General features: G+C 61.0%; 16 protein-coding genes. 9 read left to right on the top strand and 7 right to left on the bottom strand.

Annotation, left to right across the window (positions count from 1 at the left end; genetic code table 11):
- Window positions 1-124 precede the first annotated feature (124 nt).
- Window positions 125-2383: a selenide, water dikinase SelD gene (selD, locus tag AUP74_RS01870; protein WP_069948641.1), complete on the bottom strand. Its 2259-nt coding sequence runs from the start codon at window positions 2381-2383 to the stop codon at window positions 125-127.
- A gap of 251 nt (window positions 2384-2634) precedes the next feature.
- Between selD and AUP74_RS01865 the strand changes: the two genes are divergently transcribed.
- On the top strand, window positions 2635-7866 hold the full coding sequence (locus AUP74_RS01865) for a DUF748 domain-containing protein (RefSeq protein WP_069946069.1): 5232 nt from the start codon (window positions 2635-2637) through the stop codon (window positions 7864-7866).
- A 42-nt stretch (window positions 7867-7908) separates the two neighbouring features.
- Window positions 7909-9855 carry an aconitate hydratase gene (locus AUP74_RS01860; protein ID WP_069946068.1) on the top strand — a complete coding sequence of 649 codons (1947 nt, stop codon included), beginning with the start codon at window positions 7909-7911 and terminating at the stop codon, window positions 9853-9855.
- 20 nt (window positions 9856-9875) lie between these two features.
- On the opposite strand, the gene AUP74_RS01855 is transcribed toward AUP74_RS01860, so the two are convergent.
- Entirely contained in the window at window positions 9876-10673 is a 798-nt protein-coding gene (locus AUP74_RS01855; RefSeq protein WP_069946067.1) for an ABC transporter permease, read from the bottom strand.
- Window positions 10673-11287 (bottom strand): ABC transporter ATP-binding protein, encoded by a 615-nt coding sequence (locus AUP74_RS01850; RefSeq protein WP_069946066.1) that lies wholly within the window; start codon window positions 11285-11287, stop codon window positions 10673-10675. The genes AUP74_RS01855 and AUP74_RS01850 overlap by 1 nt, the downstream gene beginning before the upstream one ends.
- A 158-nt stretch (window positions 11288-11445) precedes the next feature.
- Here AUP74_RS01850 and parC point away from each other — a divergent pair, with 158 nt between their 5' ends.
- The 6 genes from parC to AUP74_RS01815 all read left to right on the top strand — a co-directional run bounded on the left by parC (window position 11446) and on the right by AUP74_RS01815 (window position 19674).
- The gene (gene parC, locus AUP74_RS01845; protein WP_069946065.1) at window positions 11446-13695 is read left to right on the top strand and encodes a DNA topoisomerase IV subunit A; all 2250 of its coding nucleotides are present in this window, start codon (window positions 11446-11448) and stop codon (window positions 13693-13695) included.
- A 393-nt stretch (window positions 13696-14088) separates the two neighbouring features.
- On the top strand, window positions 14089-14586 hold the full coding sequence (locus tag AUP74_RS01840) for a hypothetical protein (protein ID WP_069946064.1): 498 nt from the start codon (window positions 14089-14091) through the stop codon (window positions 14584-14586).
- 498 nt (window positions 14587-15084) lie between these two features.
- The gene (locus AUP74_RS01835) at window positions 15085-15372 is read left to right on the top strand and encodes a hypothetical protein (protein WP_069946063.1); all 288 of its coding nucleotides are present in this window, start codon (window positions 15085-15087) and stop codon (window positions 15370-15372) included.
- 1209 nt (window positions 15373-16581) lie between these two features.
- On the top strand, window positions 16582-17055 hold the full coding sequence (locus AUP74_RS01825; RefSeq protein ID WP_069946061.1) for a MarR family winged helix-turn-helix transcriptional regulator: 474 nt from the start codon (window positions 16582-16584) through the stop codon (window positions 17053-17055).
- A gap of 37 nt (window positions 17056-17092) precedes the next feature.
- Window positions 17093-18163 (top strand): HlyD family secretion protein, encoded by a 1071-nt coding sequence (locus AUP74_RS01820; RefSeq protein ID WP_226999860.1) that lies wholly within the window; start codon window positions 17093-17095, stop codon window positions 18161-18163.
- Complete coding sequence (locus AUP74_RS01815) at window positions 18163-19674, top strand: DHA2 family efflux MFS transporter permease subunit (protein ID WP_069946060.1); 1512 nt, start codon at window positions 18163-18165, stop codon at window positions 19672-19674. The genes AUP74_RS01820 and AUP74_RS01815 overlap by 1 nt, the downstream gene beginning before the upstream one ends.
- 34 nt (window positions 19675-19708) lie before the next feature.
- Here the strand turns inward: AUP74_RS01815 and AUP74_RS01810 are convergent, their stop codons facing one another.
- The 3 genes from AUP74_RS01810 to AUP74_RS01800 all read right to left on the bottom strand — a co-directional run bounded on the left by AUP74_RS01810 (window position 19709) and on the right by AUP74_RS01800 (window position 23238).
- The gene (locus tag AUP74_RS01810; protein WP_069946059.1) at window positions 19709-20128 is read right to left on the bottom strand and encodes a DUF2147 domain-containing protein; all 420 of its coding nucleotides are present in this window, start codon (window positions 20126-20128) and stop codon (window positions 19709-19711) included.
- 102 nt (window positions 20129-20230) lie between these two features.
- Entirely contained in the window at window positions 20231-21697 is a 1467-nt protein-coding gene (locus tag AUP74_RS01805) for a protein adenylyltransferase SelO (protein WP_069946058.1), read from the bottom strand.
- Between the two features lie 56 nt (window positions 21698-21753).
- The gene (locus AUP74_RS01800; protein ID WP_226999859.1) at window positions 21754-23238 is read right to left on the bottom strand and encodes a Ppx/GppA phosphatase family protein; all 1485 of its coding nucleotides are present in this window, start codon (window positions 23236-23238) and stop codon (window positions 21754-21756) included.
- A 117-nt stretch (window positions 23239-23355) separates the two neighbouring features.
- On the opposite strand from AUP74_RS01800, the gene ppk1 reads away from it, so the two are divergent.
- The gene (gene ppk1, locus AUP74_RS01795) at window positions 23356-25431 is read left to right on the top strand and encodes a polyphosphate kinase 1 (protein ID WP_069946056.1); all 2076 of its coding nucleotides are present in this window, start codon (window positions 23356-23358) and stop codon (window positions 25429-25431) included.
- Here the strand turns inward: ppk1 and AUP74_RS01790 are convergent.
- Window positions 25428-25922, bottom strand: coding sequence for a hypothetical protein (locus AUP74_RS01790; RefSeq protein WP_069946055.1), 495 nt, complete (start codon window positions 25920-25922; stop codon window positions 25428-25430). The two genes, ppk1 and AUP74_RS01790, sit on opposite strands and share 4 nt — an antisense overlap.
- Between the last annotated feature and the right edge of the window lie 31 nt (window positions 25923-25953).

Genomic DNA, 25953 nt, shown 5'->3' with positions numbered 1-25953 from the left:
TTCTGGAAATTCGACTCCCCACTCTGTGAAGACCTTCAGAGGATAACGCTGCTACCGCTTGTTGACGGTTTGTTATGGCGGCGTTTCGCGCAACAGTATCTCCGTTGTGACGCCCAATGGCAATTTAACCTTCCTGCAACTGCGGACTTTCGCCGGTCAGGCGCACCGGCGTGCCGAGTTCTTCGCTTCCTGGCATGGTTATCTCGCCGACGATTGCCGCCTCCGCATAGCCCGACTCGCGCAAGGCATGGACGCAATCGCCGGCCCGCTCTGCAGGTACAGCGCCGAGCAGGCCGCCACTGGTCTGCGGGTCTACCAGCAATTGCCAGCGAGGGTCCGACTGCCAGGGCTCGGGATTGGCGATGCGCTCGAGGGCGCGGGCGTTCTGTGGTTGCAGGCTGGACAGCCAGCCCTCGCGGGCGCAGGTGGCCGCACCGGTGAGCAGCGGCAGGCGGTCGACAAAGAGCGTGGCGCCGAGTGGGGCGTCGCCATCCAGGGTCTCCAGCAGGTGTCCGAGCAGCCCGAAACCGGTGATGTCGGTGAGCGTGCGGGCATGGTGCTGCGCCAGTATTTCCGCAGCGGCGGCATTGCTCTGCAGCATGGTGTCGATTGCTGCCTCGTGCCAGCTCGGGTGCGCCTTGCCCAGGCCCTCTGCGACGAGGATGGCACCGATGCCGAGGGGCTTGGTGAGAAGCAGGCAGTCCCCCGGTTTTGCACCGGTTTTCTCCAGCAGTTGTGCCTTGGATGCGAAGCCGTTTACCGAGAGCCCCAGTTGCAGCTCAGCGCCCTCGGAGGTGTGGCCGCCGCTCAACACGCAATCGTGGCGGTTGAGTTCGTGCACCGCGCCGGCCAGCAACTGGTGGAGGTCGCGTCGGGTCAGGGCCTCCGCAGCCAGGGGCAGGGTCACGAGGGTTTGCGCTGTTGCCGGGCGGGCATGCATGGCAAAGAGATCCGACAGGGCATGCAGCGCCGCAATACGACCGAACAGCCAGGGGTCCTCCACCGGCGCCCGCAGCTGATCCGTGCTCTGTACCAGCAGTTCGCCCGCCGGCAGTTGCATCACCGCGGCATCGTCGCCAATCCCCCGGTGGAGCAGTGAGGACTGTTGGGGCGGTAGTGGGGCCAGTGCCCGGGAAAGCGCATCGGCGCCGACCTTGGCGCCACAGCCGTTGCAGCGCATGGGGGCCAGATGCTGGCCATCCCGCTCACGGATAATGTCGCCATCGTGTGGGCGCTTGTCATCCATCTCCAGCGGCAGCTCACTGAAGCGGGCCATAAACTGGCGATCGATATGATCCTTCCACCGCCACAGGGCGCCGCCGGTCAGGGCGAGCCCATTGCGCACTGCCACGGCTCGCCGATCTCCACAGGACACTAGGCGCAGGAATTCCCGCTGCGGCCGGAAGGGTTTCTGGGGGCGGCCGGTCAGGGTGGCGCGCAGGTTGTGGAACAGGATGGGCCCCTGGCGCACGGCGTAGACACCCGCCTTGGGCAGTGGCCGTCCGGTCAAACTGGCGGCATCGCCGGCGGCAAAAATATGCGCGCAATTCACTGCGCGCAGATAATGATCCACCTGGATGAAACCGCTCTCATCCCGGGCGAGGCCGCTGTTGGCGAGCCACCCGGGGGCGCTGGCGCCGGTACAGAGCATGACCTGATCCAGGGGGAGAAAACGACCGTCGCTGGCGTGAACGCCGTTGGCTTCGATTTCGGTTACCGCCCAGTTTCCGTGTACCTGCACATTGAGTCGCGCCATTTCCCGCACCACCGCAGTCTGCGCCATCGGTGGGAATTGGTCCGGCACTCGTTCACCGCGGGTCAGCAGGTGCACCTCCGCACGCCCGGCGCCGATCGGTTCGCGTAGCGCGTGGGCCACGGCCATGGCCAGTTCGCAGCCGCCGGCGCCGCCACCGACCACGCCGATAGCGACCGTCTGTTTCGAAGTCGCGATGTCCTTCTGCAGTTGCTGCCAATGCCGCCAGAAATTTTCCACCGGTTTGATCGGAAGGGCCCTCTCGGCACCGGCAATATTCCGGGACGGTGTCGAGCCCACATCGATGGAGAGCAGATCAAATTCCAGGTCCGGCCGGCCGGGCATGGAAATGGTACGTAACTCGGGATCGATTGCCTCAACCCGGGCACGGATGAAGCGTGCCCCTGCGGCCCGGCACAGTCGGGTGAGATCGATATGGGTATCGTCGTGCTCATAGTGGCCGGCCACCATGCCCGGCAGCATGCCGGAGTAGGCGGTCTGGGACTGGGGCGAAACCAGGGTGAGGCGCACGCCGGGCATGGGGCGCATGGCCCACATCTGCAGGACGATAGCGTGGGCGTGTCCGCCGCCGACGAGGACCAGGTCCTGATAATTGGGATATTGCTGCATGCTTTTTGTCGTGCCGGGTTTCTGGGCTTGGCCGCCCGCTGCACCGCTGCGGCCGGACAGGGGGCTGCGGTGGTAACTGAGGCGGGAGAGCATACCTAAAGTCACCGGTGCTGGTCTTTACTTACGGGGCATAAATACACCCGCACGCCGCCCGGCGAATTTCTGCGTCAGGACTTTGTGCCTGGCGTGCCCGATGGAAGTTTCCAGCCAGGCGCGGTGCATCAATTTACGGCCCGCGACCCACTGATTCCATGCCGAAGCTGTCCAGCGGATCCAATACATCCTTCAACCGCATCCTGTGGTGGCTGTTTGGCATCCTGCTGTTTTTCGGCGTGCTCTCCATTGCCATCTCCACCTGGGTGCCCGGCCGTCTCGAGAAGTTCCTGGAAGAACGCGGCCTGGAAGCAGACATTGGCCGTTTCTGGTTTTCGATCCCCCGGCTGGCTCTGTATCTGCACGACGTGCGGGTGCGGAACCCGGAGGGACGCGCACTCAATGCGGAGCAGCTGGTACTGAACTATGGCTGGCTGGACCTGCTGCGGGGCCGGTTACGCCTGCAGGAGGCAGAACTGACCGGGGTCGATATGGATCTGGTCTCCACCGTCACTCCGGAGGGGCGTCTCTGGGAGGTGGCCGGCTGGGCGCTGGGGGTGGGCGGGGAGCGTCGCGACCGCGATCTGATGCTCGCCATCGAGCGCCTGCATATTCGCGACAGCCAGCTCTGTTACCTGGCGCGACCGTACTGGCAGGAGCCCGACTGCCTGCGCTTCCGGGATCTCTACACCCGCGACTGGTCCCTGTCACTGCAGCGCCATGGCGACGAGCCGCTGCAATTGAAAATCGGTGCGGACAAGCTGGATATTCGCGATGCGCTGGTGCGCACCCGGGGTTCTGGGCGGGACCACACGGTGATCGTCAAACTGGCGCTGTCGGACGGCTTGTTTGCCCGCCCAGGCAATCGCATCACAGCGGACGAGCTGGCGGTAAGGCGCTTTGGCAGTTGTCTGCCGGAGCGCTGGGGGGAGGCGATACCGGGAATGGCGCGGCTTGTCGGCCACTGCGCTACGGCTCGGCAACTGAATCTTACCGGCGACGTAGTGGCCGCATTCGGTGCCGGGGCGGAGGTCGGCTGGCGCCGGGGGCAGGGGCAGGCGATACAGCTGCGCTATGCCAACCGCCGCTGGCAGAACTGGCGCGCGGAAACGCTGGCGCTGAATGAAATGCATTTCAGCCGCAGCGACAAAAACCTGCGTTGGGTCGAGGCCGGTGCCACCGGGTTTGACTGGTGTCCTCCGGGGCTGCGCGACCAGCAACATCACCTGTGCATCCGCGCCGGCAGTCTCTCCCTGCCCGACCCGGTGACTTTTCACTGGCAGCGCAGCCTGGTCGTAGATACCGACACCGGGCGCCTGCAACAGATACAGCTTGTGGATCTGGCCGGCGCAAATCGCAATCCCCTGACTCTCCACGACACGCGGTTGGCGGCTCTTGAGTACCGTGGTTCGGACAGGATGCTGACGTTGCAGCAGCTGCAGCTGGAGAGCGCGTCCGGCTGTGTGCCGGGTGCGATCTGGCAGCTACCCGATCACTGTGTGCGGTTGGCGGGCCTGCGGGCCGAGGAAGAATTGCAGGTGCGCTTCGCGGATAGTCGCCGGTCTCTGCCCTGGGGCTTCGCCAGCGGCCCCCTCGCTCTGGGGCAGTTGCGCCTGGAGCGCAGCGGCGGCGAGCCGCTGCAATTGCGGCAGCTTCGCTGGCAACAGCTGCGCGCCCTCGGTGGCCCCGGTTCAACCGAAGAGCCGCTGCTGCTGCAGGATCCCGAGCTCCTCTCCCTGCAGGGTTGTGTACCGCAGTCCCTGTTGCCGGATCGCCTGCGCCCCCTGTGCACAGAGCTGCAGAGTCTGCGTGGCCAGGGCACCTTTGCCTGGGCGGCCAGCGACGCAGGCTACCTGATTTTCGGTGACCTGCAGTTACAGCGCCTGCTGCTCGGGGATCGGCGTGGGGGTGGCGACGGCTTGCTGCTGCAGCGACTCAGCGTGGGCAATGGCTTTCTCCGGCCGCAGGCGGATATCGGCAGTCCCTGGGCCATACCGACGACTGCCTCAGGCTCGAGCGCCCCAGATCAATCCACGTCAGGCTCGGCGGACGACGAGGATGAGGGGCTGGAAAAAGGTCGGTTGCTCGACAGTGGGCACGAACGGCCGCAGAGCGGGTCGGCCAGCACCGCCGGCAAAACTCCGGCGCCTTTGCCGAGCTTGAGCGATCCCAACCTGTTGCTGTCTTCGGCCGAGCTCGCGCAGCTGGACGGCTGCCTGCCCTCCAGTTGGGCGCGCCTCATTTACAGCCAGCCGGAGTCCATGCCCGCCTGCTTCGACTTGCGTGCCCTGGGCATTGGTGAGCCGCTGCGGGTTTCCTGGCAGGCGGGGTTCGGGTTGCAGGCGAGTGCGCTGGCGCTGGAACGGGGCGGGGCCAGCACCAGGGCGGGTGAACCCCTGGTGCTGCTAGAGCAGCTCGACATGCCGGCGGGGAAAGTGCGTATGGCACCGGGGGGCGGTCGGCTGCAAGTGTTTCTGCCGGACCTTGCCCTGCAGACCCTGGACGGTTGCCTGCCAGGGGGATCGCTGGTGTCGCCGCTTTCGGTCCGCTGTACGCAGGTGGAGGAACTACAGCTCGGCCCCGCGGCGCAATTCACATTGTTCGAACGGCGCCTGGCCGCGAATCTCGACGGCACCGCTATCCGCCAGCTACAACTGACCGGACTCGGCGACAGAATGGCGCTGGACCTGCACGGCTTCACCACGGAGCGGTTGCGGGTGGATTGGCCCGGTCCGCCCGCAGCCGCCGATGTGCTGGAACTGGGCAGCCTGGAGCTGGAGGAACTGACCGCCTGCCTGCCAACCGGCGAGGCCCTGCAGGCTGGGGAGGTCGTTTTGCCCCGCTGTCTCGACATCCGGAATCTGCGCAGTTCACCCGTTGCCAGCGACCTGGCTGCCGGACCAATCAGCTTCCTCGCGGCTCCTGGAGGAGAACCGCAGTGGCGGCTGGAGACGTTGCAGCTGGGCGCCCTCGCTTTTACCTCGGACACGATTCAACTGGGCAGTCTGCGGCTAGAAAACATCGAGGCCTGCGGCCTGGGTAATCTGCTGCCCGGTGCTACCGGCGACGGTTGCCTTGACTGGGGCTGGCTGCAACTGGCCTCGGGCAGTCGCGTCGTTTTCGGGGAGGGGGATCCAAGTGTGACACTGGCGGCGCTGGAGTCGGCACCGCTGTCGCTGGGGGGCGGCAGTCAACCAGCCTTCGCCTTCCAGAGTCTCGGCTGGGGACAGCTGCAGTGGGAAGGCGGCACCCAACTCGGCCTGACAGATTTTTCCCTGCGGGGAATCCGGGCCTGCCGCCCCGGAGCTGATGGCAGCGCATCGCCGCGTTGCCTGTTCCTGCGCGAACTCAGTCTGCCCGGTGCCGAGCAGCTCTCGTTGAGCCAGCCCTTCTCTGTCAGTGGCGCGGTCCGCCTTACCGGTCTCGGTTTTGGCGCCGAGAGTGCCGGTGGCGCCTCTGCAACGGTGCAACTTAGTGAGCCGGTCTATCGCGACAGCCAGACCGGCATGGAGCGAGCGGTCGGTGAGCTGGCGGAAATCAGTGGCTGCCTGCCAGCCGCCTGGCTGGTGGGCGGCCGGCTCTCACCCTGTTACGAATTTGGCCGGGTGGAGCTACAGGGTATCGAGCGTCGCCAGACTGCTGCCGGTACGGTGACGGAATTACTGGGGTTGTCGGTCGACGGTATCCAGTTGCGCCAACAGGGTTTTCCTGCCGGCCTGCCGGCCGAACTCCTGCAGCTGCAGCGCGCCTCGGTGGAGCGCCTCGCGGTTGGCGCCGGGACAGTGGCGTTCAGCGGTTTTACCGTGGAGGGCGCCGCGGGCTGCCTGCCGGCGGGCTATGTAGAGCGCCTCAATCACTGCCTGACATTGGAGTCGATCAGTGCCAGTGGCTCCGTGCAGGGTGGCCGCGACCAGCTGGAGCTGGCCCGCTTGGAGCTGTCTGAATTACGGGTGCTGAGTGGTGACGGCAAACGGCTGATAAAAGCGGAGTCTGCTCTGCTGCAGCAGCTTCTTGCCGATAAGGGGCACTTCACATTGGCGGAGCTTTTCGTGAAGGACTTCGGCCTGCTGGGGCGCGCGGAGCACGCGCCGGAATACGATCGTCACGCATGGCAGCTAGAGAGCGGTGATGCGCTGCTGCAGGATATGGAGTTCGATCTGCCGCGACAGCAATTGGATGTGCAGCGCGCCTTTTTCACGCGCCCACGGATTATCCTGGCCCGGGACGACCGGGGGCGTTTCCCGGTGCGCGAGGGCATCTCGGAGCTTTTGGGTGAACCCACCTCGACAGCTGTCAGAGAGGTGGAAGAGGCGGCCAGCGAGCGCTCTCCTTTCCGCTATCGGCTCGGTGAGATGTATGTGGACCGTGGCCGCTTTACCTGGCTCGACCGTCAGGATGTGTACCGTGCCAAACTGCCGATTCGCCAGATTAATGTGCTGCTGCTGGGAGCCAGTAACCATCCCGGCGATGCTCCCGCCGAGATCCTGCTCGGCGGACGTCCCGGAGGTTTCGGTGAGGTGCATATGGCAGGTCAACTGGATTATCTCGATATCGAAAAGTGGGATGCCACACTGCTTGGTTATATCGCCAATGCCAATCTGATTCCTGCCCAACCCTACATCGCCAACCTGCTCGGTTACAAAATCCTGCAGGGGCAGCTGGATGCCCGGTTTGATATCGAAGTCCGCGCCAATGAGGTGGACGCACTGGCGCATATGCAACTGAACAAGATTCGTCTGCGGCGCGTGCGCGAGAGTGATCAGCTGCCGGTGGAGCCGTCGATGATTCCCCTGGATATCGCACTGCTATTGATGGAAGACCGGGATCGCAATGTGAACTTCCAGATGCCGGTTACCGGCGATCTCTACGATCCAAACTTCTCATTCAGCTACATTTTCAGCGACCTGTTGCAGCAGGCAATCCTGGAGGCACTGTTCAGCTACTTCAGCCCCGTCGGTTTTTACACGCTGGCCAGTCGGGCCTGGGGGCGCTTTAAAAATCTGGTGCTGCTCGATCCGATTGATTTCGCGCCAGGCAGCATTGAGCTGAGTGCGCAGGCGCGTCAGGAATTGACCGAAGTGGCCGAAACACTGCAGGAAAAACCCGACGCTCGCCCGGGGATCTGCGGTATCGCCAATGCACGGGACTGGATGGCACTCTATCCCGGCAGTACGCCGGGAGAGCGTGGCAGTCGCAGGGTGCGGGAAAAGTTTTATCGCGATCCGCCGATCGAGATTTTCGAGGAGCTGCAGGAATTGGCGCAGCGTCGCAGTCGACAGGTAGAGCGCTATCTGCTGGAGCGCGGGGTTTCGGCAGGTGAATTTATTCAGTGTGCGCCGGACTATGACGGCAGTGACTTTGACTCACCACGGGTGGAGTTCTCCCGCTAGTCCGATGTCCATCCATTTAAAAGCTCAGGGAGCGTCCTCCATATGGCCAAGAATCTCGCCCACAAACTGATCGAGTCCCACCTGGAGAGCGGCTCCCTGGAGCCCGGCTCACCCATCGAACTGAAAATCGACCAGACCCTGACCCAGGATGCCACCGGCACCATGGTGATGCTGGAGTTCGAGGCGCTGGGCCTGCCACGGGTAAAGACCGAGCTGTCAGCGCAATACGTGGACCACAACCTGCTGCAGACGGATTTCAAGAACGCGGACGATCACCTGTTCCTGCGTAGCGCCTGCCGCAAGTGGGGCCTCTGGTATTCGCGCCCGGGGAACGGTATCAGCCATGCGGTGCACATGTGCTGCTTTGGCAAACCGGGCAAGACCCTGCTGGGATCCGATAGTCACACCTGCGCAGCAGGCTCCATGGGGATGCTGGCAATCGGCGCCGGTGGGCTGCAGGTGGCATTGGCCATGGCGGGCATGCCGTTCTCTCTCACTATGCCGAAAATTCTCGGTGTGCGCCTCGAGGGCGAGCTGCCGCCCTGGGTCAGCGCCAAGGATGTGATCCTGGAAATGCTGCGCCGGCAGACGGTGAAAGGCTGCGTGAATAAAATTGTCGAGTACCACGGCCCGGGGCTAAAAAATCTCACCGCCATGGATCGCCATGTGATCGCCAATATGGGGCAGGAACTGGGCGCAACTTCCAGCGTCTTTCCCGCCGACGAGGCCGTGCAGGCTTTCCTGCGCCAGCAGCAGCGCGAGGAGGATTTTACCGAGTTGAAAGCGGATGAGGGCGCCAGCTACGACGAGGAAGACACCATCGATCTATCGTCGCTGGAACCGCTGATTGCGTGCCCATCCAGCCCGGACAAGGTGGTAAAGGTCAGTGAGGTGGCCGGCAAGCCCATCTACCAGAGCTATATCGGCTCCTCCGCCAACCCGGGATTGCGTGACTTCGTGATTCCGGCACAAATGGTGGCAGGTCAGCGCGTGGATGACCGGGTTTCGTTCGATATCAATCCCTCTACCCGGCAGCTGCTGGAGCAGATCAGCCGCAGTGGAGATCTCGGTAAACTGCTGGAGTCCGGGGCACGGCTGCACCAGACCGGTTGCGGTGGTTGTATCGGTATGGGGCAGGCGCCGGCCAGCGGCCGCATCAGCCTGCGCACGGTGCCGCGCAATTTCCCCGGCCGTTCCGGCACCGAGGAGGATGAGGTCTACCTGTGCAGCCCGGAGACCGCCACCGCCAGTGCGCTCAAGGGGGAGATCACCGATCCCCGCGACATGGAGATGGAGTATCCGAGTTTCGAGGAGCCAGGGCAGCTGCCGGATATGCGGCCATCGCTGCTGGCTCCGCAGGAAATTCCTACCGAGGTGGAGCTGGTCAAGGGGCCGAATATCAAGCCGCTGCCGGACTTCGAGGGCCTGCCGGAAAAACTGATCGCACCGGTACTGCTGAAGGCCGGCGACAACGTTTCCACCGACGAGATCCTGCCGGCCGGCGCCGAGATACTGCCACTGCGCTCCAATATCCCAGAGATCAGCCGCTATACCTTCTCCCGCGTGGACAAGGAATTTTACGATCGCGCGATGAAAGTTGATGGTGACTGCTTTGTGGTGGGCGGTGAAAATTACGGCCAGGGTTCCAGCCGCGAGCATGCCGCCATCGCCCCGCGCTTTCTGGGCGTGCGTTGTGTCATCGCCAAGAGCATGGCGCGCATCCACCGCCGCAATTTAATTAATTTCGGTGTGCTGCCGCTGCTGTTTGATGATCCCGCGGACTACGACAAGATCGAGCAGGATGCGGAATTGGAGCTTGATAATCCCGTCGGGCAGTTGGAGCCGGGCAAGCCGGTGGAAATCACGATCAAGTCCTCCGGAGATACGCTGAAGGTAAAACACGATTTATCCGAAGAGGAAATCGAAACGCTGCGCCTGGGCGGCCTGATCAACAAGACGCGCAAGGAGCATCCGGATATCGATGATTGATCGGATTTCCGGAAGCTCAGTTACGCACTCTTTAGCCGGTCCAGTCGCAAGCGCTCGTTGCTATCGAACAGGCGTCGCGAGGCGACGCTGACAGCGAGGAAGGTGCCGAAACCGGTGCCGGCGGCGATGGTGAACATAATCAGTATCTGGTATTTCACCGCCAGTGCCGGCGCGGTGCCGGACAGAATCTGGCCGGTCATCATGCCCGGCAGTGATACGATACCCGCCGCCGCCATGGCGTTGATGATCGGCATTAGCCCCGAACGCATGGCGTCACGGCGCAGTTCGCCACAGGCCTCGCGCCAGGTCTGTCCCAGCATCAGGCGCCCTTCCACCAGCTGGCGCTCGCGCCGCACACCCTCGGTCAGTCGATCCAGCGCCAGGGCGATACCGGTCATGGTATTGCCCAGCAGCATGCCCAGCAGCGGAATGGCATATTGCGGCGAATACCAGGGTGTCGGCCCGATCACGACGATCAACATCAGCACGGTGACGCTGAACGCGGACACGAACATCGACACCGTGCCGATGGCAAAGCCCCAGGCGCCACGCAGCCGGTAATTTTGCCGCGCCATTACCTCGCGGCCGGCCAGCAACAGCATGCCCAGCCCCATCAGTGCCACCCACAGCGGCTTGCCCACTGCAAACAGCGCTTCCAGCACAAAGCCCACCAGGGTCAGCTGCAGGGCGGTGCGGGCGGCGGCAATCAGCAGTGAATTACCGACACCGAGCCGTGCCCAGTAAACACAGCCGGCGAGCGCCAGCACCAGCGTCGCCGCCATCGCCAGTTGCCACCAGCTGAGTTCGATCACATCCATCAGCCCTTCTCCCCGCTGCTTTCCACCAACCGCGTGCCTTCGATATGCAGGTGGCGGTCAGCCACCCGTTTGATCTGCTCGCGGTCGTGGGCGACCCAGAGTGTCGGTAACGACTGCTCGCGGATCATCTTGCACAGCCACTGCTCGGTCTCGCGGGTGGCATCAGGGTCCAGGTTGGCGGTGGGCTCATCCAGCAGCAGGGCGCGGGGTTGGTAGGCGAGGGCGCGCACCAGCGCCAGCCGTTGCTTCTCGCCTGAAGACAGGCGGTCGATGGACCAGTCCGATACCTCCGTATCGAAGCCCAGTTGTTTGAGCGCCTCAGTCATCGGTGCGGGCATGTGTTCGCCCACGGTCTCAAACCACCAGGCGCTGTCTGCCGGTACCATCATCACCGCCCGGCGCCAGGAATGGCCGCGCAGCTCCTGCTGAGACTCGCCAGCGATACTGACGCTGCCCTCATGGGGATCCAGGTCGGCGACCGCACGCAGCAGGCGGCTCTTGCCGCTGCCGGAGGGGCCGGACAGGCAGAGGATCTCACCGGGGGCGATGGTCTGGGAAACGGGATCCAGATCACCAGCTTTGAGGTGGTCGAGTGTGAGGGCGCCAGATGCCAAGGGGGCTATTTCCTGTGTTCTGAAAAGAGATTGGAGGATTGTACGGCTAACCGGTCAGGGCTGTCAGAGCGTTATGAAGCGGATCCTTCCCTTTGAACCGCTCGCCGCTTGCCGCCATAATCCGCCTCTTCCGAACAGAATAACGAGACGGATGCAGTATGACCGAACCCTCCGTGTATGAGGCGACCGAGCGCCTGCCGCTAAAGGAATATACCGAGAAGGCCTACCTGGATTACTCCATGTACGTGATCCTGGACCGCGCCCTGCCGAATATTGGCGACGGTCTGAAGCCGGTGCAGCGGCGCATCGTCTACGCCATGAGCGAGCTCGGCCTCAAGAATACCGCCAAATACAAGAAGTCCGCGCGTACCGTGGGCGACGTGATCGGTAAGTACCACCCGCACGGCGACAGCGCCGTGTACGAGGCCATGGTGCTGATGGCGCAGCCCTTCTCCTACCGCTACCCGCTGGTGGACGGCCAGGGCAACTGGGGCTCGCCGGATGACCCCAAATCCTTCGCCGCCATGCGTTACACCGAATCGCGCATGGGCAAGTACTCCGAAGTGCTGCTGTCCGAGCTGGGGCAGGGCACCGTCGACTGGCAGCCGAACTTTGACGGCACCATGGACGAGCCGGCAGTACTGCCAGCGCGGGTGCCGAATATCCTGCTGAACGGCACCACCGGTATCGCTGTGGGCATGGCCACCGATATCCCGCCGCACAATTTGCGTGAAGTGGTCGATGCCACGGTACACATGCTGGAAAACCCCAAGGCCACCGTGTCCGAGCTGTGCGAGTTCATCCAGGGCCCGGATATGCCCACCGAGGCGGAGATCATTACCCCGCGCGAGGATATCCATAAGGTCTACGAGACCGGCCGCGGTTCGGTGAAGATGCGTGCGGTGTGGAGCAAGGAAGATGGCGATATCGTCATCACCGCGCTGCCGTATCAGGCCAGTGGTTCCAAGGTGCTGGAGCAGATCGCCGCGCAGATGCAGGCGAAGAAACTGCCCATGGTCACCGACCTGCGCGACGAGTCCGACCACGAGAACCCGACCCGACTGGTCATCGTGCCCAAATCCAATCGTGTGGATCTTGAGCAGGTGATGAACCACCTGTTTGCCACCACCGATCTGGAAAAGAGCTACCGCATCAACCTCAACATGATCGGTATCGACGGCCGCCCGCAGGTGAAGTCCCTGGACAAGATCCTCAGCGAGTGGCTCAGCTTCCGTACCGTTACCACAAGACGTCGCCTGCAGTTCCGCCTCGACAAGGTGGAAAAGCGCCTGCACCTGTTGGCCGGTTTGTTGATCGCCTTCCTCAATATCGATGAGGTGATCGAGATCATCCGCACCCACGACGAGCCCAAGCGGGCGTTGATGGACCGCTTCGAACTCACCGACACCCAGGCGGAATACATCCTCGACACCAAGTTGCGCCAGCTGGCGCGCCTCGAGGAAATGAAGATTCGCGGCGAGCAGGCGGAGCTGGAAAAAGAGCGCGACTATCTGACCAAAACCCTGGACAGTGCGCGTCGCCTCAAGACCCTGATCAAGAAAGAACTGCTCGCGGCCGCCGACGAGTTCGGCGATGAGCGCCGCTCGCCACTGGTGGAGCGCGGCGAGGCCAAGGCCTTCGATGCCGCCGACCTGCTGTCTTCCGATCCCATTACCGTAGTGCTGTCCGACAAGGGCTGGATCCGTGCCGCCAAGGGCCACGAGATCGACCCCACCTCGCTCAACTACAAGGCCGGCGACCACTTCAAGCTGGCCGCCCGCGGCAAGAGCAACCAGATGGCGCTGCTGCTCGACAGCACCGGGCGCAGCTATGGCATCGCCACCCACACACTGCCGTCTGCCCGCGGCCAGGGCGAGCCGCTAAGCGGCCGCATCAACCCGCCCTCCGGCGCGACCTTCGAAGGCCTGCTGATGGGGGCGGACGACCAGCGCCTGCTGCTGGCCTCCGATGCCGGTTACGGTTTTGTGGCGAAACTGGCCGACCTGCAATCGCGCAACAAGGCCGGCAAGGCCATGTTGACCCTGCCAAAGAACGCCCGCGTGCTGCCACCGCAGCAAATCGAAAACCCGGACGAGGCGCTGCTGGCCGCCGTGACCAGTGAGGGCCGCATGCTGGTGTTCCCCGTATCGGAATTGCCGGAGCTGTCGAAGGGCAAGGGCAACAAGATCGTCAACATCCCCTCCGCCCGCGCCGCCAGCCGCGACGAGATCGTTGTCGGCGTTGCGGTACTGGAAGGCAAGGCCCAGCTGGTGATCCACGCCGGCAAGCGCCACACCAAGATCAAGATCTCCGAACTGGATCACTACATCGGCGAACGCGGCCGGCGCGGTAACAAGCTGCCGCGAGGGTTCCAGAAGGTGGATCGGATTGAGGTCGTAGAAAAGTAGCGACAAGTGCGATGGGTTGGTCGATATAAACCAGCGACTACCCGAGCAGAAACGAAAAGCCCTGCCCTTACCGGCAGGGCTTTTTTTTTGAATATCCCCAGTCTATCAGACCGCGTAGGGCAAGAAATATAGTGCTTAGTCTTCTATTTACAGTAAAAGTCTCGTAAGTCATTGACTTTCCAGTGCCTGAAAATATGCTCAATGGCTCATCAGATGAGCAAGCCGGCTTGAGCCAAGGTGTAGTTATTTCTAGTCGATAAAATTTTATTAGCGCCAAGTCACTGATGTCAGGGGCATTTGGTGCTTGTCTTGTAGGTTGCCTGAAGAAATAGTGGCCAAGGGATATAAGGCCAATGGCCTTTGAATAAATTATTGGAGTTTTAAGGGGGGGTGATGAAAAAGGTGTACTTCATTTTAGTGTTTATTGCTCTGGTATTGTCCACTTTTGTGACGGCGGATGAAAAATATAGTATTGAAGGAGATGCGCCAGTCGGTACTAAGTTTAAGTCTAAAGATGCTGTTAGTAGCCTCCCATTTGATAAGCCTTATGCGAAATTGAGTCAGGCTGAAAAGAATCTATTTGCGAATAACTATGGTGGATTACAATCAACGGAAATTCCACCATTCCCCAAAAATGGTCTGCAAGATATATATTTGCCAATTATAAGGGGGCACCATAAGCACAAGAGAGAGGGGAAGTTATTCGCGATCGCAATGATCAGTGAGCACGGTAAAGTTGAAAAAGTAGATGTCTATAAAGCGCCGAGCAAAAAAATGGCCGAGCTGGCTACTGTAGTCCTGTTTAACACTGACTTTGATAATGCAACATGTAATGGAAGCCCATGTAAAATGGAGTTTCCGCTGGATATGTACCTTGAAGTAACCTTCTAGGGAATTCTAACAAGGCACTGCAAGGGGCATTATGTGCAAATTTGTATGCCAATAATTTGCCCGCTAAAAGAGCTTCAAATTCCGAAGGATGTTGTCCAAAAAATGGGCCGTTGGAGGAGTTTAAGCAAGGCGTATTGGTAGTCACGGTAAAAGATGTTGAGGGCAAACCTTTGAGCGGGTGATGCTACTTTATCCGAACTATGTAACAGCAGTAGCGTATCACAGTTAGTGCCTTTCGACCCTGCAACTATCGTAGGCATAACTCAGTCGCCTAAAGAAATGAGGAGATATAAAGATTCTAATAGGGTGTATTGATATGGTCGTAACCAAATGGTCTAAAACACTTAACAAAGCCGGGCAATTTGCTCTGGGCTTTGGGCCCTCCGCGGGACAGCTTGCCTTGTGCACGTTTCGCGCAAGTGGCTATGTTGCCTTTTTGCATAAAAAATTGCGCAAGGTAGGCTGCCCCTGCCGGCGGCGTTATGAAGCTTTTCAGCTATGAGCAATAAGCAAAAGGAAAAAGTAGAAGATGTGTTGGTGAAGGACGCCCGTCGTGCTTTATGGGTGCTGGGTGCTATTAATTTACTAATACTGATATTTTTCCTAGGCGAGGGTTTCGGAAGCGGGATAGTAATTATCGGATTGGTGGCGCAGGGGGTAATTTTTGTTTTTTTGCTGCTGCCAGTATTTCTGTACCAGGTGTTGAGGCAAAAGTTATCTCTTAAAGTGGCTACCTATAAAGCTCTTTCTTCGTACAGAAATGCCATGGAGCATGTCTCGTGGTAGCGCTCCATAACAAGGCCGGGCAACTTGCTCCGGGCCTGCGGACCTCCGTAGGACAGGTTACCTTGCCGGCGGCGTTATATTTCTCGAGGCATCGAGTAGATGAAACTCATCGGAAGTAAAATGGAAAGTGACTTTCGCGATGAATTGACCCGCTCCAACGATGCGCTCCAAGATTCTGGCTCAATGCTAAGGAAGGCATTAGAGGCTGGAGGCCATGAGCCCAAAAATGCCTATATTCTCCATTGGGTTCCTGAGCAGTGCGAGGGCCTATACACTGTTTTAATAGGTGGCTCGTATATAGTTAAAGTAGAAGTCGATAAGTGCGACAAATCTAAGCCTCCGATAGTGGAGAGGAGTGAGTTAAAGTCCTATCTCAACGGGCTAAGCAAAATGAATCAAGTAAGGTTGGCGGTGGCGCAGGACTTAGCATGTGCAAAAACATAACAAGCACAAGCAGTTTGCGTCAGCCCCTGAGGACTCTGCGGGACGGCCTACGCTTCGCTTCGGCCGCTCCTGCCGTGGGCGTTAAGTGCTAGTCAAACTATAAGGGCTGGGACATCTTGCTGTGCGCGTATTTTACGTGAGTCGCTGAACACCCTCTATCATTTCCAGTTTGCACAAAGTAAGCGGCCTCTGCCGCGGGAGTTAATAGGGGGCGGGTATTGATTCGGTTTAAGGGTTTCAGTTCGAGCTGGGTGAGGGATGCGCTCCTTTTGTTTGGTGCCCTGTTAGTTCTATTTGTGGCGATAGGGTTTGAGGATTGGGATCAGAAAAGAAGAGTTTCCAATATTCATGAGTACTACTCGAAAACAATTGAGTCCCAATGTCCGGGAGGAGAAAAGGGGTGTTCCAGTCGGTTGAGGGCGCTCCTTTCCGCCTGTATTGAGTCCTCAAAGTCATATGGATTCAGAGGGACGATTAATTTTTCAAACGAAAAAATTGATAGCTGCTTTAAGCGTTCCGTCAATTGTCGGCGATGAGCGGTTTGTTTCAGGGTGCTGGTAAGGCGCTGGTCACTGCGCTGATTTCTATTGAATAGTCACTAATCAAGGCTTTCAGCACATTTCTTCTGGCCGCCAGCAGGCGGCGAGATGCCCTTCCTATTTCTCCTTCGCGATTAATTCCAGTCGTGCAGCCGTACCTGGGCTGGCCGCCTTGCACACATCATAAGCATGCTTATAATACGCGCCCTCATAAAAAGGGGAGCCTATGGGAACCGACTACCAGTCCGCACTGGCGGACAGTGAGCTTGAACAGCCGGTCAACGAGACCGCGGCCAAGATGAGTTTCGAGCTCCACAGCGCCGCGCACCTGCTGCGCCGCAATTTTGACCGGCGGGCCAAGGCCCATGGGCTCAGCCGTTCCCGCTGGCAGGTGCTGTGGCACCTGGCCCGTGAGCAGGGGCAGAAGCAGGCGGAACTGGCGGAACGGATGGACGTGGCACCCATCAGCCTCGCACGGCAGCTGGACAAGCTGCAGGAAGAGGGGCTGGTGGAGCGGCGCCAGGACCCGGCCGACCGGCGCTGTTTCCGTATTTTCCTGACCGAAGCGTCCCAGCCCGCGCTGGAGGTATTGCGTGGTCTGGCCAAGGAGACCCGCTCGCAGGCGCTGAAGGACTTTTCACTGGCAGAGGTGGAGCAGCTGCAGCAGCTGCTGAACAAATTGCGGGGCAACCTGGCTTGAGCCGGGGGCAGCGGATCGAATTTTGAGGGGTGAGCAAGTGGTAGAACAACTGGCAAAACTGCCGGCGCGCAAGATCGGCTTCGGGGCCGGTATCGCGGTGGCGCTCGTGGCGCTGGCCTGGGCCCTGTTCGGCGGTGGCAGCAGTGTGGAGACCGAGAATGCCTATGTGAAGGCAGAAAAGGTTTCCCTGTCCCCGGAAGTCAGCGGTGTAGTGGCTCAAGTGGCCGTGCGCGCGAATCAGCAGGTAATGAAGGGTGACCTGCTGGTGCAGCTGGACGAGACGCCGTTTCAGCTGGCGGTGGCGGAAGCCGAGGCGCACCTGGCGCAGGTGCGTAACCAGCTGCTGGCGCGGCGGGCGGAATTCAGCGAATCCGCAGCCGCACTGGAGCAGGCGCGCAAGGATGCCGACTATTACCGCCGCCAGCTGAATCGCAGTGAAAAGCTGGGCCGCGTGGCGCTGTCCGAGGCAGAGCTGGACGAGGCGCGCCAGCAGCTGGACCGTGCGCTGGCCCAGATCGCCATCAATACCGAAGAGCTGGCCAGCCTGCGTGCGGAGCTGGGCGGTAATCCCGAGTTACCCCTGGAAGAGCAGGCAGATCTGAAGGTGGCCCAGGCCAAGCTGGACAAGGCCCGCTATCAGCTCTCCCGTGCGCGCATCCTCGCGCCCATGGACGGGGTGATCGCCAACGATATTCCCCAGCCCGGTGAGATGGCCCGCGCCGGTGTCGGCCTGATCAGCATGCTCGGCAGCGACGGCTTGTGGGTGGAGGCCAACCTCAAGGAAACCGAACTGGCGCGAATCCAGGCCGGCCAGCAGGCAGAAGTGGTGCTGGACGCCTATCCGGATTTCCACTGGCAGGCCCAGGTGGACAGTGTCAGCCCGGCCAGCGGCAGTGAGTTCGCGCTGATCCCGCCCCAGAATGCCAGCGGCAACTGGGTGAAGGTGGTGCAGCGGGTGCCAGTGCGCCTGCGACTGCTGCCCGCGAAAGAGGCACCTACGCTGCGCGCTGGTATGAGTGCCCGGGTGCGCATCGACACCAGTGAGGACGCGAAACTGGTCTCCGCGCGCGCTGCCGGCGGTACGGACGGCCGGGTGGTGCTGTTCTAATGAATGTGGCGCAGCCGGTGAGCCCTGCGCGCCGGCAGATGATCACCGCCAGCATCATGCTGGCGACGGTCATTCAGGTGCTCGACACCACCATCGCCAACGTGGCGCTGCCCCATATGCAGGGCAGCCTCGGTGCTGGACGTGACCAGATCACCTGGGTGCTGACCTCCTACATCGTCGCCGCGGCGATCATGACATTGCCGGTGGGTTACCTGTCCCAGCGCTTTGGTCGCCGGCGGCTGTTCCTCTGGTCGGTGGCCGGCTTCACCGTCACTTCCATGCTCTGTGGCCAGGCCGGCAGCCTGAATGAAATGATCCTGTGGCGTCTGCTGCAGGGTGTATTTGGCGCCGCACTGGTGCCGCTGTCGCAGGCGACTCTGCTCGACACCTATCCCCGTGAACGGCACGCCTCGGCCATGAGCATCTGGGGTATGGGCGTGATGCTCGGCCCCATTCTCGGCCCGACCCTGGGCGGCTGGCTGACCGAGTACTATTCCTGGCGCTGGGTGTTCTATATCAACCTGCCGCTCGGCATCCTGTCATTTGTGGGCATTTACTTATCTCTGCCGGCTGATGAGACCAGCAAAACCCGTTTTGACGCTCTCGGCTTCGGGCTGATTGCGCTGGCAGTAGGTGCCCTGCAGATGCTGCTGGACCGCGGTGAGCAGGTGCACTGGTTCGAGTCGCTGGAGATCCAGCTGTACGCCATCGCCTCGGCACTGGGGCTGTGGCTGTTCCTGGTGCATTCCTTTACCAATCGCGCGCCTTTCCTGACGCCGGCCCTGTTCCGGGACCGCAACTATGTCTCCGGGCTGGCGTTCATTTTCGTGGTGGGCATCATCCTGCTCGCCACCCTGGCCCTGTTGCCATCCTACCTGCAGCAGTGGAAGGGCTACCCGGTGGTGACCACCGGCTTGGTGCTGATGCCACGGGGTGTCGGTGTGATGCTGGGAATGATGCTGGTGGGGCGGCTGTTGCGCTTCGTTGACGGGCGGGCGCTGGTTATCGTCGGCATGCTGCTGGTGAGCCTGTCACTACAGATCATGGCGGGCTTCAACCTGCAGGTAAGCCAGTCGACGCTGGTGTGGACCGGCGCCCTGCAGGGATTGGGTCTGGGGCTGGTGTTTGTGCCCATCTCGACCCTGGCCTATGCCACATTGCCCGCAGCATTGCGCGGTGAGGCCACGGCACTCTTCAGCCTGTCCCGCAATCTGGGCAGCAGTATCGGGGTGTCGATCGTGATGGCGCTGCTGACCCGCAACCTGTGGATCAATGAGCAGCAGTTGGGAGAGCGGCTGGCGGTACCCGATCACCTGATACCGGGCCATCTGGATGCGCAGGCATTGGCAGCGCTGCCGGAGGCGGTGGTGCGAGAGGTGACGCGCCAGGCAGCCGAGATCGCCTATGTGAACGATTTCCAGATGCTGATGTGGGTAAGCCTGGCGGCTATTCCACTGGTGTTCCTGCTGGCAAACCCGCGCGAAGAGAAAGGCGTGGAGTCGGCGGCCTGAGAGCCAGGCCGCCGGTGGTTGCGCAAACAGCGAATCAGTTGACCCGGTACCAGGTCTGGGTGCGGTAGAAGAAGCCAAGGTAGCCGCGCACCATCAGGCGATCCTTGCCCTCGAGCCAGAACTTGCAGTCGTAGATCTTGCCTTTGTTCGGGTCCAGGATCTGCCCGCCCTCATACACATCGCCGTTTTTTACCATACCGGTAATCACGTTCATTCCCACGATGCGCTGGCCCTTGCGGGGGCCGGGGCACTTGTCGCACACGGTGTCATCCGGCTTCATCAGCAGGTCCACCACCCGCCCGTAATATTTACCGCCCTTCTGGTAGATCTCGACGATCGATTTCGGCTGCCCGGTCTCATCGTCGATGGTGCGCCATTTGCCCAGCACATCGGCAGCGCTGGCCTGTACGGCGAACAGCAGGCAGCAGGCTGCCAGCAGCAGGTTTCTCATCATGGTGCTTGCCCCTTATCAGTTGTGACCCGGATCTTACACCAAGTCATCATGTAAAAAAGGAATCTTGTTTTAGTGTAGCCACTGGCAGCAGAAGCATCGTTGTCAGGAGGAGCAGCTGATGGGCATATGCTTGCCCGATTCCGGTGGCGCCGCGGCCCAGGTCTCGTGCTCCGGGTGCTCGTCGAAGGGGCTCTGTAGCAGGGTGAACAGGGTGCGCAGTGGCCGGTAGTCGCCATCCTCGGCCGCCTCGATCACCCGCTGGGCCAGGTAGTTGCGCAGAATAAACTTGGGGTTCGCCGCCAGCATGGCGCGGTTGCGGCTACGGGAATCGCCGCCGTCCCGGGCCAGGCGCTGGTCGTAGTGATGCAGCCAGGCTTCCAGAGCGTCATGTTGCGCCTCGGGTATCAGCTCCTGCAGCGCGGCCGCGGGGCGCTCGCCGCGGTAGTGGGCCAGGGCGCGGAAAAACAAGGTGTAATCGGCGCGGGCATCGGCCAGTAGCTGCAGCAGGTCGGCGCACAGCTGCTGGTCGCCGTCTTCCTTCTGTTCCAGGCCGAGTTTGGCGCGCATCTGCGCCGCGTAGGCGTCCACCAGGCGCGGCTGGAATTCCTCCAAACAGTCCTTCAGGGTTTCTGCGCTGACAAAAGCTGATAGTGAGTGAGCCAGGGCGTTGAGATTCCACAGCGCCACCCCCGGCTGTTGCTCGAAGGCATAGCGTCCGGTGTGGTCTGAATGGTTGCAGATGAACTCGGGCTCGTAGTCGTCGAGAAACCCGTAGGGGCCGAAGTCGAAGGTGTCGCCGATGATCGACATATTGTCGGTATTCAGCACTCCATGGGCGAAACCCACCGCCTGCCAGGCTGCCACCAGCTCGGCGGTGCGGGCGACGGTAAAGTGCAGCAGCGCTTCAGCCTGCTCGGCCACCGGCAGCGACTTCGCCTCGGGCAGAAAGCGCTCGCAGACATAGCCGATCAGTTTCTGCAGTGCTTCCAGCTGGCGGGTGTAGAAGAAGTATTCGAAGTGGCCGAAGCGCACATGGCTCTCTGCCACGCGAATCAGCATGGCGCCGGATTCGATACGCTCGCGGGTAACGGGCTCATCGCTGCCGACGATACAAAGTGCCCGCGTGGTGCGGATGCCGAGGCCGTGCAGTGCCTCTCCGGCCAGGTATTCACGAATGGTCGAGCGCAGTACCGCGCGGCCATCGCCGAAGCGGGAGTAGGGTGTCTTGCCGGCACCTTTCAGGTGCAGTTCCCAGCTGTGCTCGCCGTTTTGCACTTCGCCGAGCAGAAGCGCGCGGCCATCGCCCAGCTCTGGGTTATACACGCCAAACTGGTGGCCGGTGTATTTCATTGCGAAAGGGCGGCTGCCCGGCAGCAACTTTGCACCGGCGCCGATTTCCGCCCAGGCGGGATTGTCCGCCTCCGCTGGATCGATACCCAGCTGCTCAAGCACTGCCGGATTCACGTGAATCAGCTTGGGGTGCGCAAACGGCGTGGGTGATACCGGCGTGCCGAAGGCATCGCCAAGGCTGGCGTAATGGTGGCTTAGGGAAACGTCACTGAGCTTCATATCTTTTCATTGTAGGGGGCTGGAATAGCGGTCAGCCAGCTGGCCTCCGCTCTGACTTAAACGGTGTCCAGTTTCAGAGGGAGCGGCTGGTCGCGCCAGTGCTCCATCTCCTGATAAAGCAGGTCCTCGATGGCGGGCTGCTGGTCCAGCCAGGCCTGAGGGATGGTGAGCTGGAAACGGTTTTTCTTCGCCTCCAGCTGCCAGTCGGTGATATCGCGATCGATATGGTCCCGGTGGGTGATACAGGCCAGGCGCAGGCTGAGTAACAGGTTGGGGTCCGGGTGGAAGCCGTAGTGTTCCCGTGGAGGCTTGATGCGCCCGCGCTGGTTGCGGATCAGGTGGGCCAGGTGTTCCTGTTCTCTGCTGCCGAAGCCGGCCAGGTCAGCATTTTCCACCATATAGGCACCGAGCTTGCGAAAGGCGCTGTGAGAGAGCGCGAGCCCGATCTCGTGCAGGTCCGCGGCCCAGCGCAGGCGCTGCACCGTGGCGCGCGGAGCATCCTCTTGCAGGCGAGAGAGCAGGGTCGTGGCGGTATCGCCCACGCGGCGGGCCTGGGCCGTATCGATCTGACCGCTCTCCATCAGCGTGGCGACCGTATCCGCGCGGCGATCACCACCATGAAGGCGGCCGGCCAGGTCGTGGACGATGCCTTCGCGAATCGCATAGGGTGAGACGGACATCTCGCGGATATCCAGTTCACAAAAAATACCGTGGAGGACGGCGAGACCGGCGGCAAATACCGGACGCCGCTCCTCTTCCAGGCCCGGCAAGTCCAGGTCATCCACATGCTTGGCCGAGGCGACCTGTTCCGCCAGGCGGTCGATGGCTTTTCTCTCGATTGTCCCCAGGTCACCGCCGTTAAGTACCCGGGCGACGGACTTGATCGTGCCAGATGCGCCGACGACCTCGACGCCTTCGGCCATATGTTGCAGGCCCTGCAACTCTGCCCGTGCTGCGCGGCGGGCCCGTTCGAAATGATTGGTTTTCTTGTCGCGAATTGCGCCTTCGGGGAAAAAGCGCCGGCTGTAGGAGACGCACCCCATATAAAGACTTTCCAGCTTCGATGGTTTCTCTTCGCCGCGCACCAGTTCCGTGGAACCGCCACCGATATCGATTACACAGCGGGCGCGCGGTGGACCATCACCGGCGGCGAGCACGCCGCTGAAAATCAGCCGCGCCTCCTCGATGCCGCTGATGATTTCGATCGGTACCCCGAGAATATCCTCCGCCCGTTGCAGAAAACCGTCGGCGTTGGCCGCTGCCCGCAGGGTGTTGGTGCCCACCACGCGCACATGGTCTGTGGGTAGTCCGGTCAGCACCGGGCGGAAGCGGACCAGCGCCTCGAGCGCGCGTTCCGCGACGGCGGGATCCAGGTTGCGCTCCTCATCCAGGCCTGCGGCCAGGCGCACCATGGCCTTGTCCGTATGCAGGCGCACCATGCGCTGGTTGCGAAATTCCGCCAGCAGCAGGTGGAAACTGTTCGAACCGAGATCCAGCGCTGCATAGCGCTCTGTGTCTTGCACCTGTTTCCACCCTGTCACGAAAGTTTCATCTGAATGTAGCAAAATACCCTACTATTTAGACTAAAAGCGCCCGGAGCCCTGTTGCTGGCTTCTTTGTTGTCTTCCGGGCCGGACACACGCCCAAGCAGTATACTAATGGCCGATAATACTCCCCTGTACCCTAAAGAGCTAAGCTGGCTGTCTTTCAACGAGCGCGTGCTGCAGGAGGTCGAGGACGAATCGGTCCCGATCATCGAGCGTGTGCGCTTTCTCGGTATTTTTTCCAGTAACCTCGATGAATTTTTCCGCGTGCGTGTGGCCGACGTGCGACGTGTGGCTACCTTTGCCAAGGGCGAAGAAAAAAAGACGCAGTTTGCCGACCTGCTCGATCGGATCAACGATCGGGTATTGCGCTTGCAGCGTCGTTCCTTTGCCGCCTATACCCAGGTGCTGTCCGACCTCGACAAGCATCATATCCACCTGGTGAACGAAACCCAGCTGACACCGCGACAGCGCCAGTTTGTGGAGAATTATTTCCACAGCGAGGTGTTGCCGGAGCTGGAGCCTTTCTTTATCGACGACCGCGAGACCATGCCGCTGCTGAACGAAGCGAGCATTTATTTCGCGATCTACCTGCAGCTGGAGGATGGCTGCGAGCGTTTCGCCGCAATGGAAATCCCCACCGATACCCTGCCGCGTTTCGTCGTGATTCCACCGCGGGAGGGCAAGCAGGAAAAGGTCTATATCGTTCTCGACAACATCATCCGCGCCTGCCTCGCCGAAGTGTTCCGCAATGTGTTGCCGATCCAGAAGGCGGAAGCCTACATGTTCAAGATCAGTCGCGATGCGGAGCTCGAGCTGGGCGAGGGGATTACCCAGAATATTGTCGACCGGGTGGCGAAGTCGCTGAAAAAGCGCAAGCAGGCAGACCCGGTGCGCATGGCTCACGACGCCGCCATGCCGGAAGTGTTGCTCAACTTGGTGAAGAAGAAGCTGAAGATGGGTCGCTATGACAGCTATACGCCCGGCGGCCGCTATCATAACTCCAAGGACTTCATGCGTTTTCCGGCGGATTCCGCCAAACATCGCTACAAGCCGCTGAAGCCGATCCCGACCCTGCCGGAAAGCGAGAGTATCTTCAATCAGCTGCGTGCCGGAGACCAGCTACTCTACTATCCGTATCACGACTTCCGCGCGATCACCAATTTCCTGATTTCCGCTGCCATCGATCCCAAGGTGCGGGAAATCCGCATCAATCTCTATCGGGTGGCAAAGAATTCCCGTGTGGTTGCGGCACTGGTCAACGCGGTACGCAACAACAAGAAAGTGGTGGCGGTGGTGGAATTGCAGGCGCGCTTTGACGAGCAGGCCAATATCCACTGGTCCAATGAGCTGCAGGATGCGGGGGTGGAAGTGATCTACGGCGTGCCCGGGCTCAAGGTGCACTGCAAACTGATCTCGATCCTGCGGGAAGAAGAGGGCGAGATCCGCTATTACAGCCATTTCGGCACCGGTAATTTCAACGAGAGTACCGCGCGGGTCTACTGTGACTTCAGTCTGCTGACCAGTAATCAGGGCCTCGGGCGTGATGCCTTCCATGTATTCCAGTTTCTGCAGCAGCCGCACCTGCGTCCGGACTACCAGAATATAGCCGTTTCACCCTATACGAACCGACAGACGTTGTTGCAGGCCATCGACCGGGAGATCGAGGCCGCCCGGGCGGGACAGCGGGCAGAGCTGTTCTTCAAGTGCAACAACCTGGTAGATGAAGAGGTGATCGAGCGGCTGTATCGCGCAGGCTCGGCCGGGGTAAGGGTGCGGATTATCGTGCGCAGCATGTGTTCACTGGTCAGCGATGCGTCGAAGAATATCCAGGTGATCAGCCTGGTGGACAAATTCCTTGAGCATGCGCGGGTCTACATCTTCCACAACGGTGGCGACGAGCAGATCTGGCTCTCGTCCGCCGACCTCATGACCCGCAATCTGGATCACCGGGTGGAAGTGACTTTCCCGATCGTCGACGAACGCCAGCGGCAGACGGTGAAAAAAATCATGGAGCTGCAGTGGTGCGATGACCAGAAGGCCCGGATACTGGATGCGGATCAGAGCAATACCCGCATTGCGGATTTCTGCGACAAGGGGTGTCGGTCCCAGGACGCCATCTATCGCTACCTGAAGCGTCGCGCCGCGGAACTGGTCCCGGTCGAAGTGGAAGAGGCTGAGCGGGCCTAGCGACTGAAGCCCACCAGCTTGCCGCGACTGAAGGAAAAGCGATAGCGTTCACCCACCTTGAGCTGGCCCCGGCAACTGGACTGGATGGTGAAGTGGGGGTACTGAGGTGTGACCACCCAGGTACTGAAGTCATTACCCGGGCCGCGTTCGATCAGCCAGTAGTAGTCTCCCTTGTCACAGGAGTTCGTCTTGCGGCAGTCCTGATGGCCCCAGACATAGGCATAGACATCGAACTGGGCGGGCAGCTTGCTGGACTCGGAGAAAGCCGGGTTTTGGCTCTGGTTGAAGGTGAAGACTTGCTTGAAGCCCAGTGTGCGGAAACCCCGGGCCGGGGTGCCACAGCTCACCGTCTGTGGTTTGACACTGATGCGGGCGTGAGCACTCGGCTGCCCGGCCATGCGGACGGTGTCCTCACTGGGCAGATAGCCGCAACCGCTGGTAACAGCCAGCGCCAGTAAGCCGACGATCGCTGCAAGACTGCTGAACCGCACTAACTTCTCCTTACCTCGGGTCCCTCTTCCT

Origin of the sequence: Microbulbifer aggregans, assembly GCF_001750105.1 — a bacterium.
Taxonomy (GTDB): Bacteria; Pseudomonadota; Gammaproteobacteria; order Pseudomonadales; family Cellvibrionaceae; genus Microbulbifer; species Microbulbifer aggregans.
This window is presented reverse-complemented; position numbering and strand designations above follow the sequence as displayed.

Excerpts from the sequence above, each read along its gene's own strand:
- AUP74_RS01840 (WP_069946064.1), top strand. The coding sequence starts at position 14,089 with ATGAAAAAGGTGTACTTCATTTTAGTGTTTATTGCTCTGGTATTGTCC.
- AUP74_RS01855 (WP_069946067.1), bottom strand. The coding sequence starts at position 10,673 with ATGGATGTGATCGAACTCAGCTGGTGGCAACTGGCGATGGCGGCGACG.
- AUP74_RS01805 (WP_069946058.1), bottom strand. The coding sequence starts at position 21,697 with ATGAAGCTCAGTGACGTTTCCCTAAGCCACCATTACGCCAGCCTTGGC.
- AUP74_RS01815 (WP_069946060.1), top strand. The coding sequence starts at position 18,163 with ATGAATGTGGCGCAGCCGGTGAGCCCTGCGCGCCGGCAGATGATCACC.
- AUP74_RS01810 (WP_069946059.1), bottom strand. The coding sequence starts at position 20,128 with ATGATGAGAAACCTGCTGCTGGCAGCCTGCTGCCTGCTGTTCGCCGTA.
- AUP74_RS01825 (WP_069946061.1), top strand. The coding sequence starts at position 16,582 with ATGGGAACCGACTACCAGTCCGCACTGGCGGACAGTGAGCTTGAACAG.
- selD (WP_069948641.1), bottom strand. The coding sequence starts at position 2,383 with ATGCAGCAATATCCCAATTATCAGGACCTGGTCCTCGTCGGCGGCGGA.
- parC (WP_069946065.1), top strand. The coding sequence starts at position 11,446 with ATGACCGAACCCTCCGTGTATGAGGCGACCGAGCGCCTGCCGCTAAAG.
- AUP74_RS01865 (WP_069946069.1), top strand. The coding sequence starts at position 2,635 with ATGCCGAAGCTGTCCAGCGGATCCAATACATCCTTCAACCGCATCCTG.
- ppk1 (WP_069946056.1), top strand. The coding sequence starts at position 23,356 with ATGGCCGATAATACTCCCCTGTACCCTAAAGAGCTAAGCTGGCTGTCT.
- AUP74_RS01835 (WP_069946063.1), top strand. The coding sequence starts at position 15,085 with ATGAGCAATAAGCAAAAGGAAAAAGTAGAAGATGTGTTGGTGAAGGAC.
- AUP74_RS01860 (WP_069946068.1), top strand. The coding sequence starts at position 7,909 with ATGGCCAAGAATCTCGCCCACAAACTGATCGAGTCCCACCTGGAGAGC.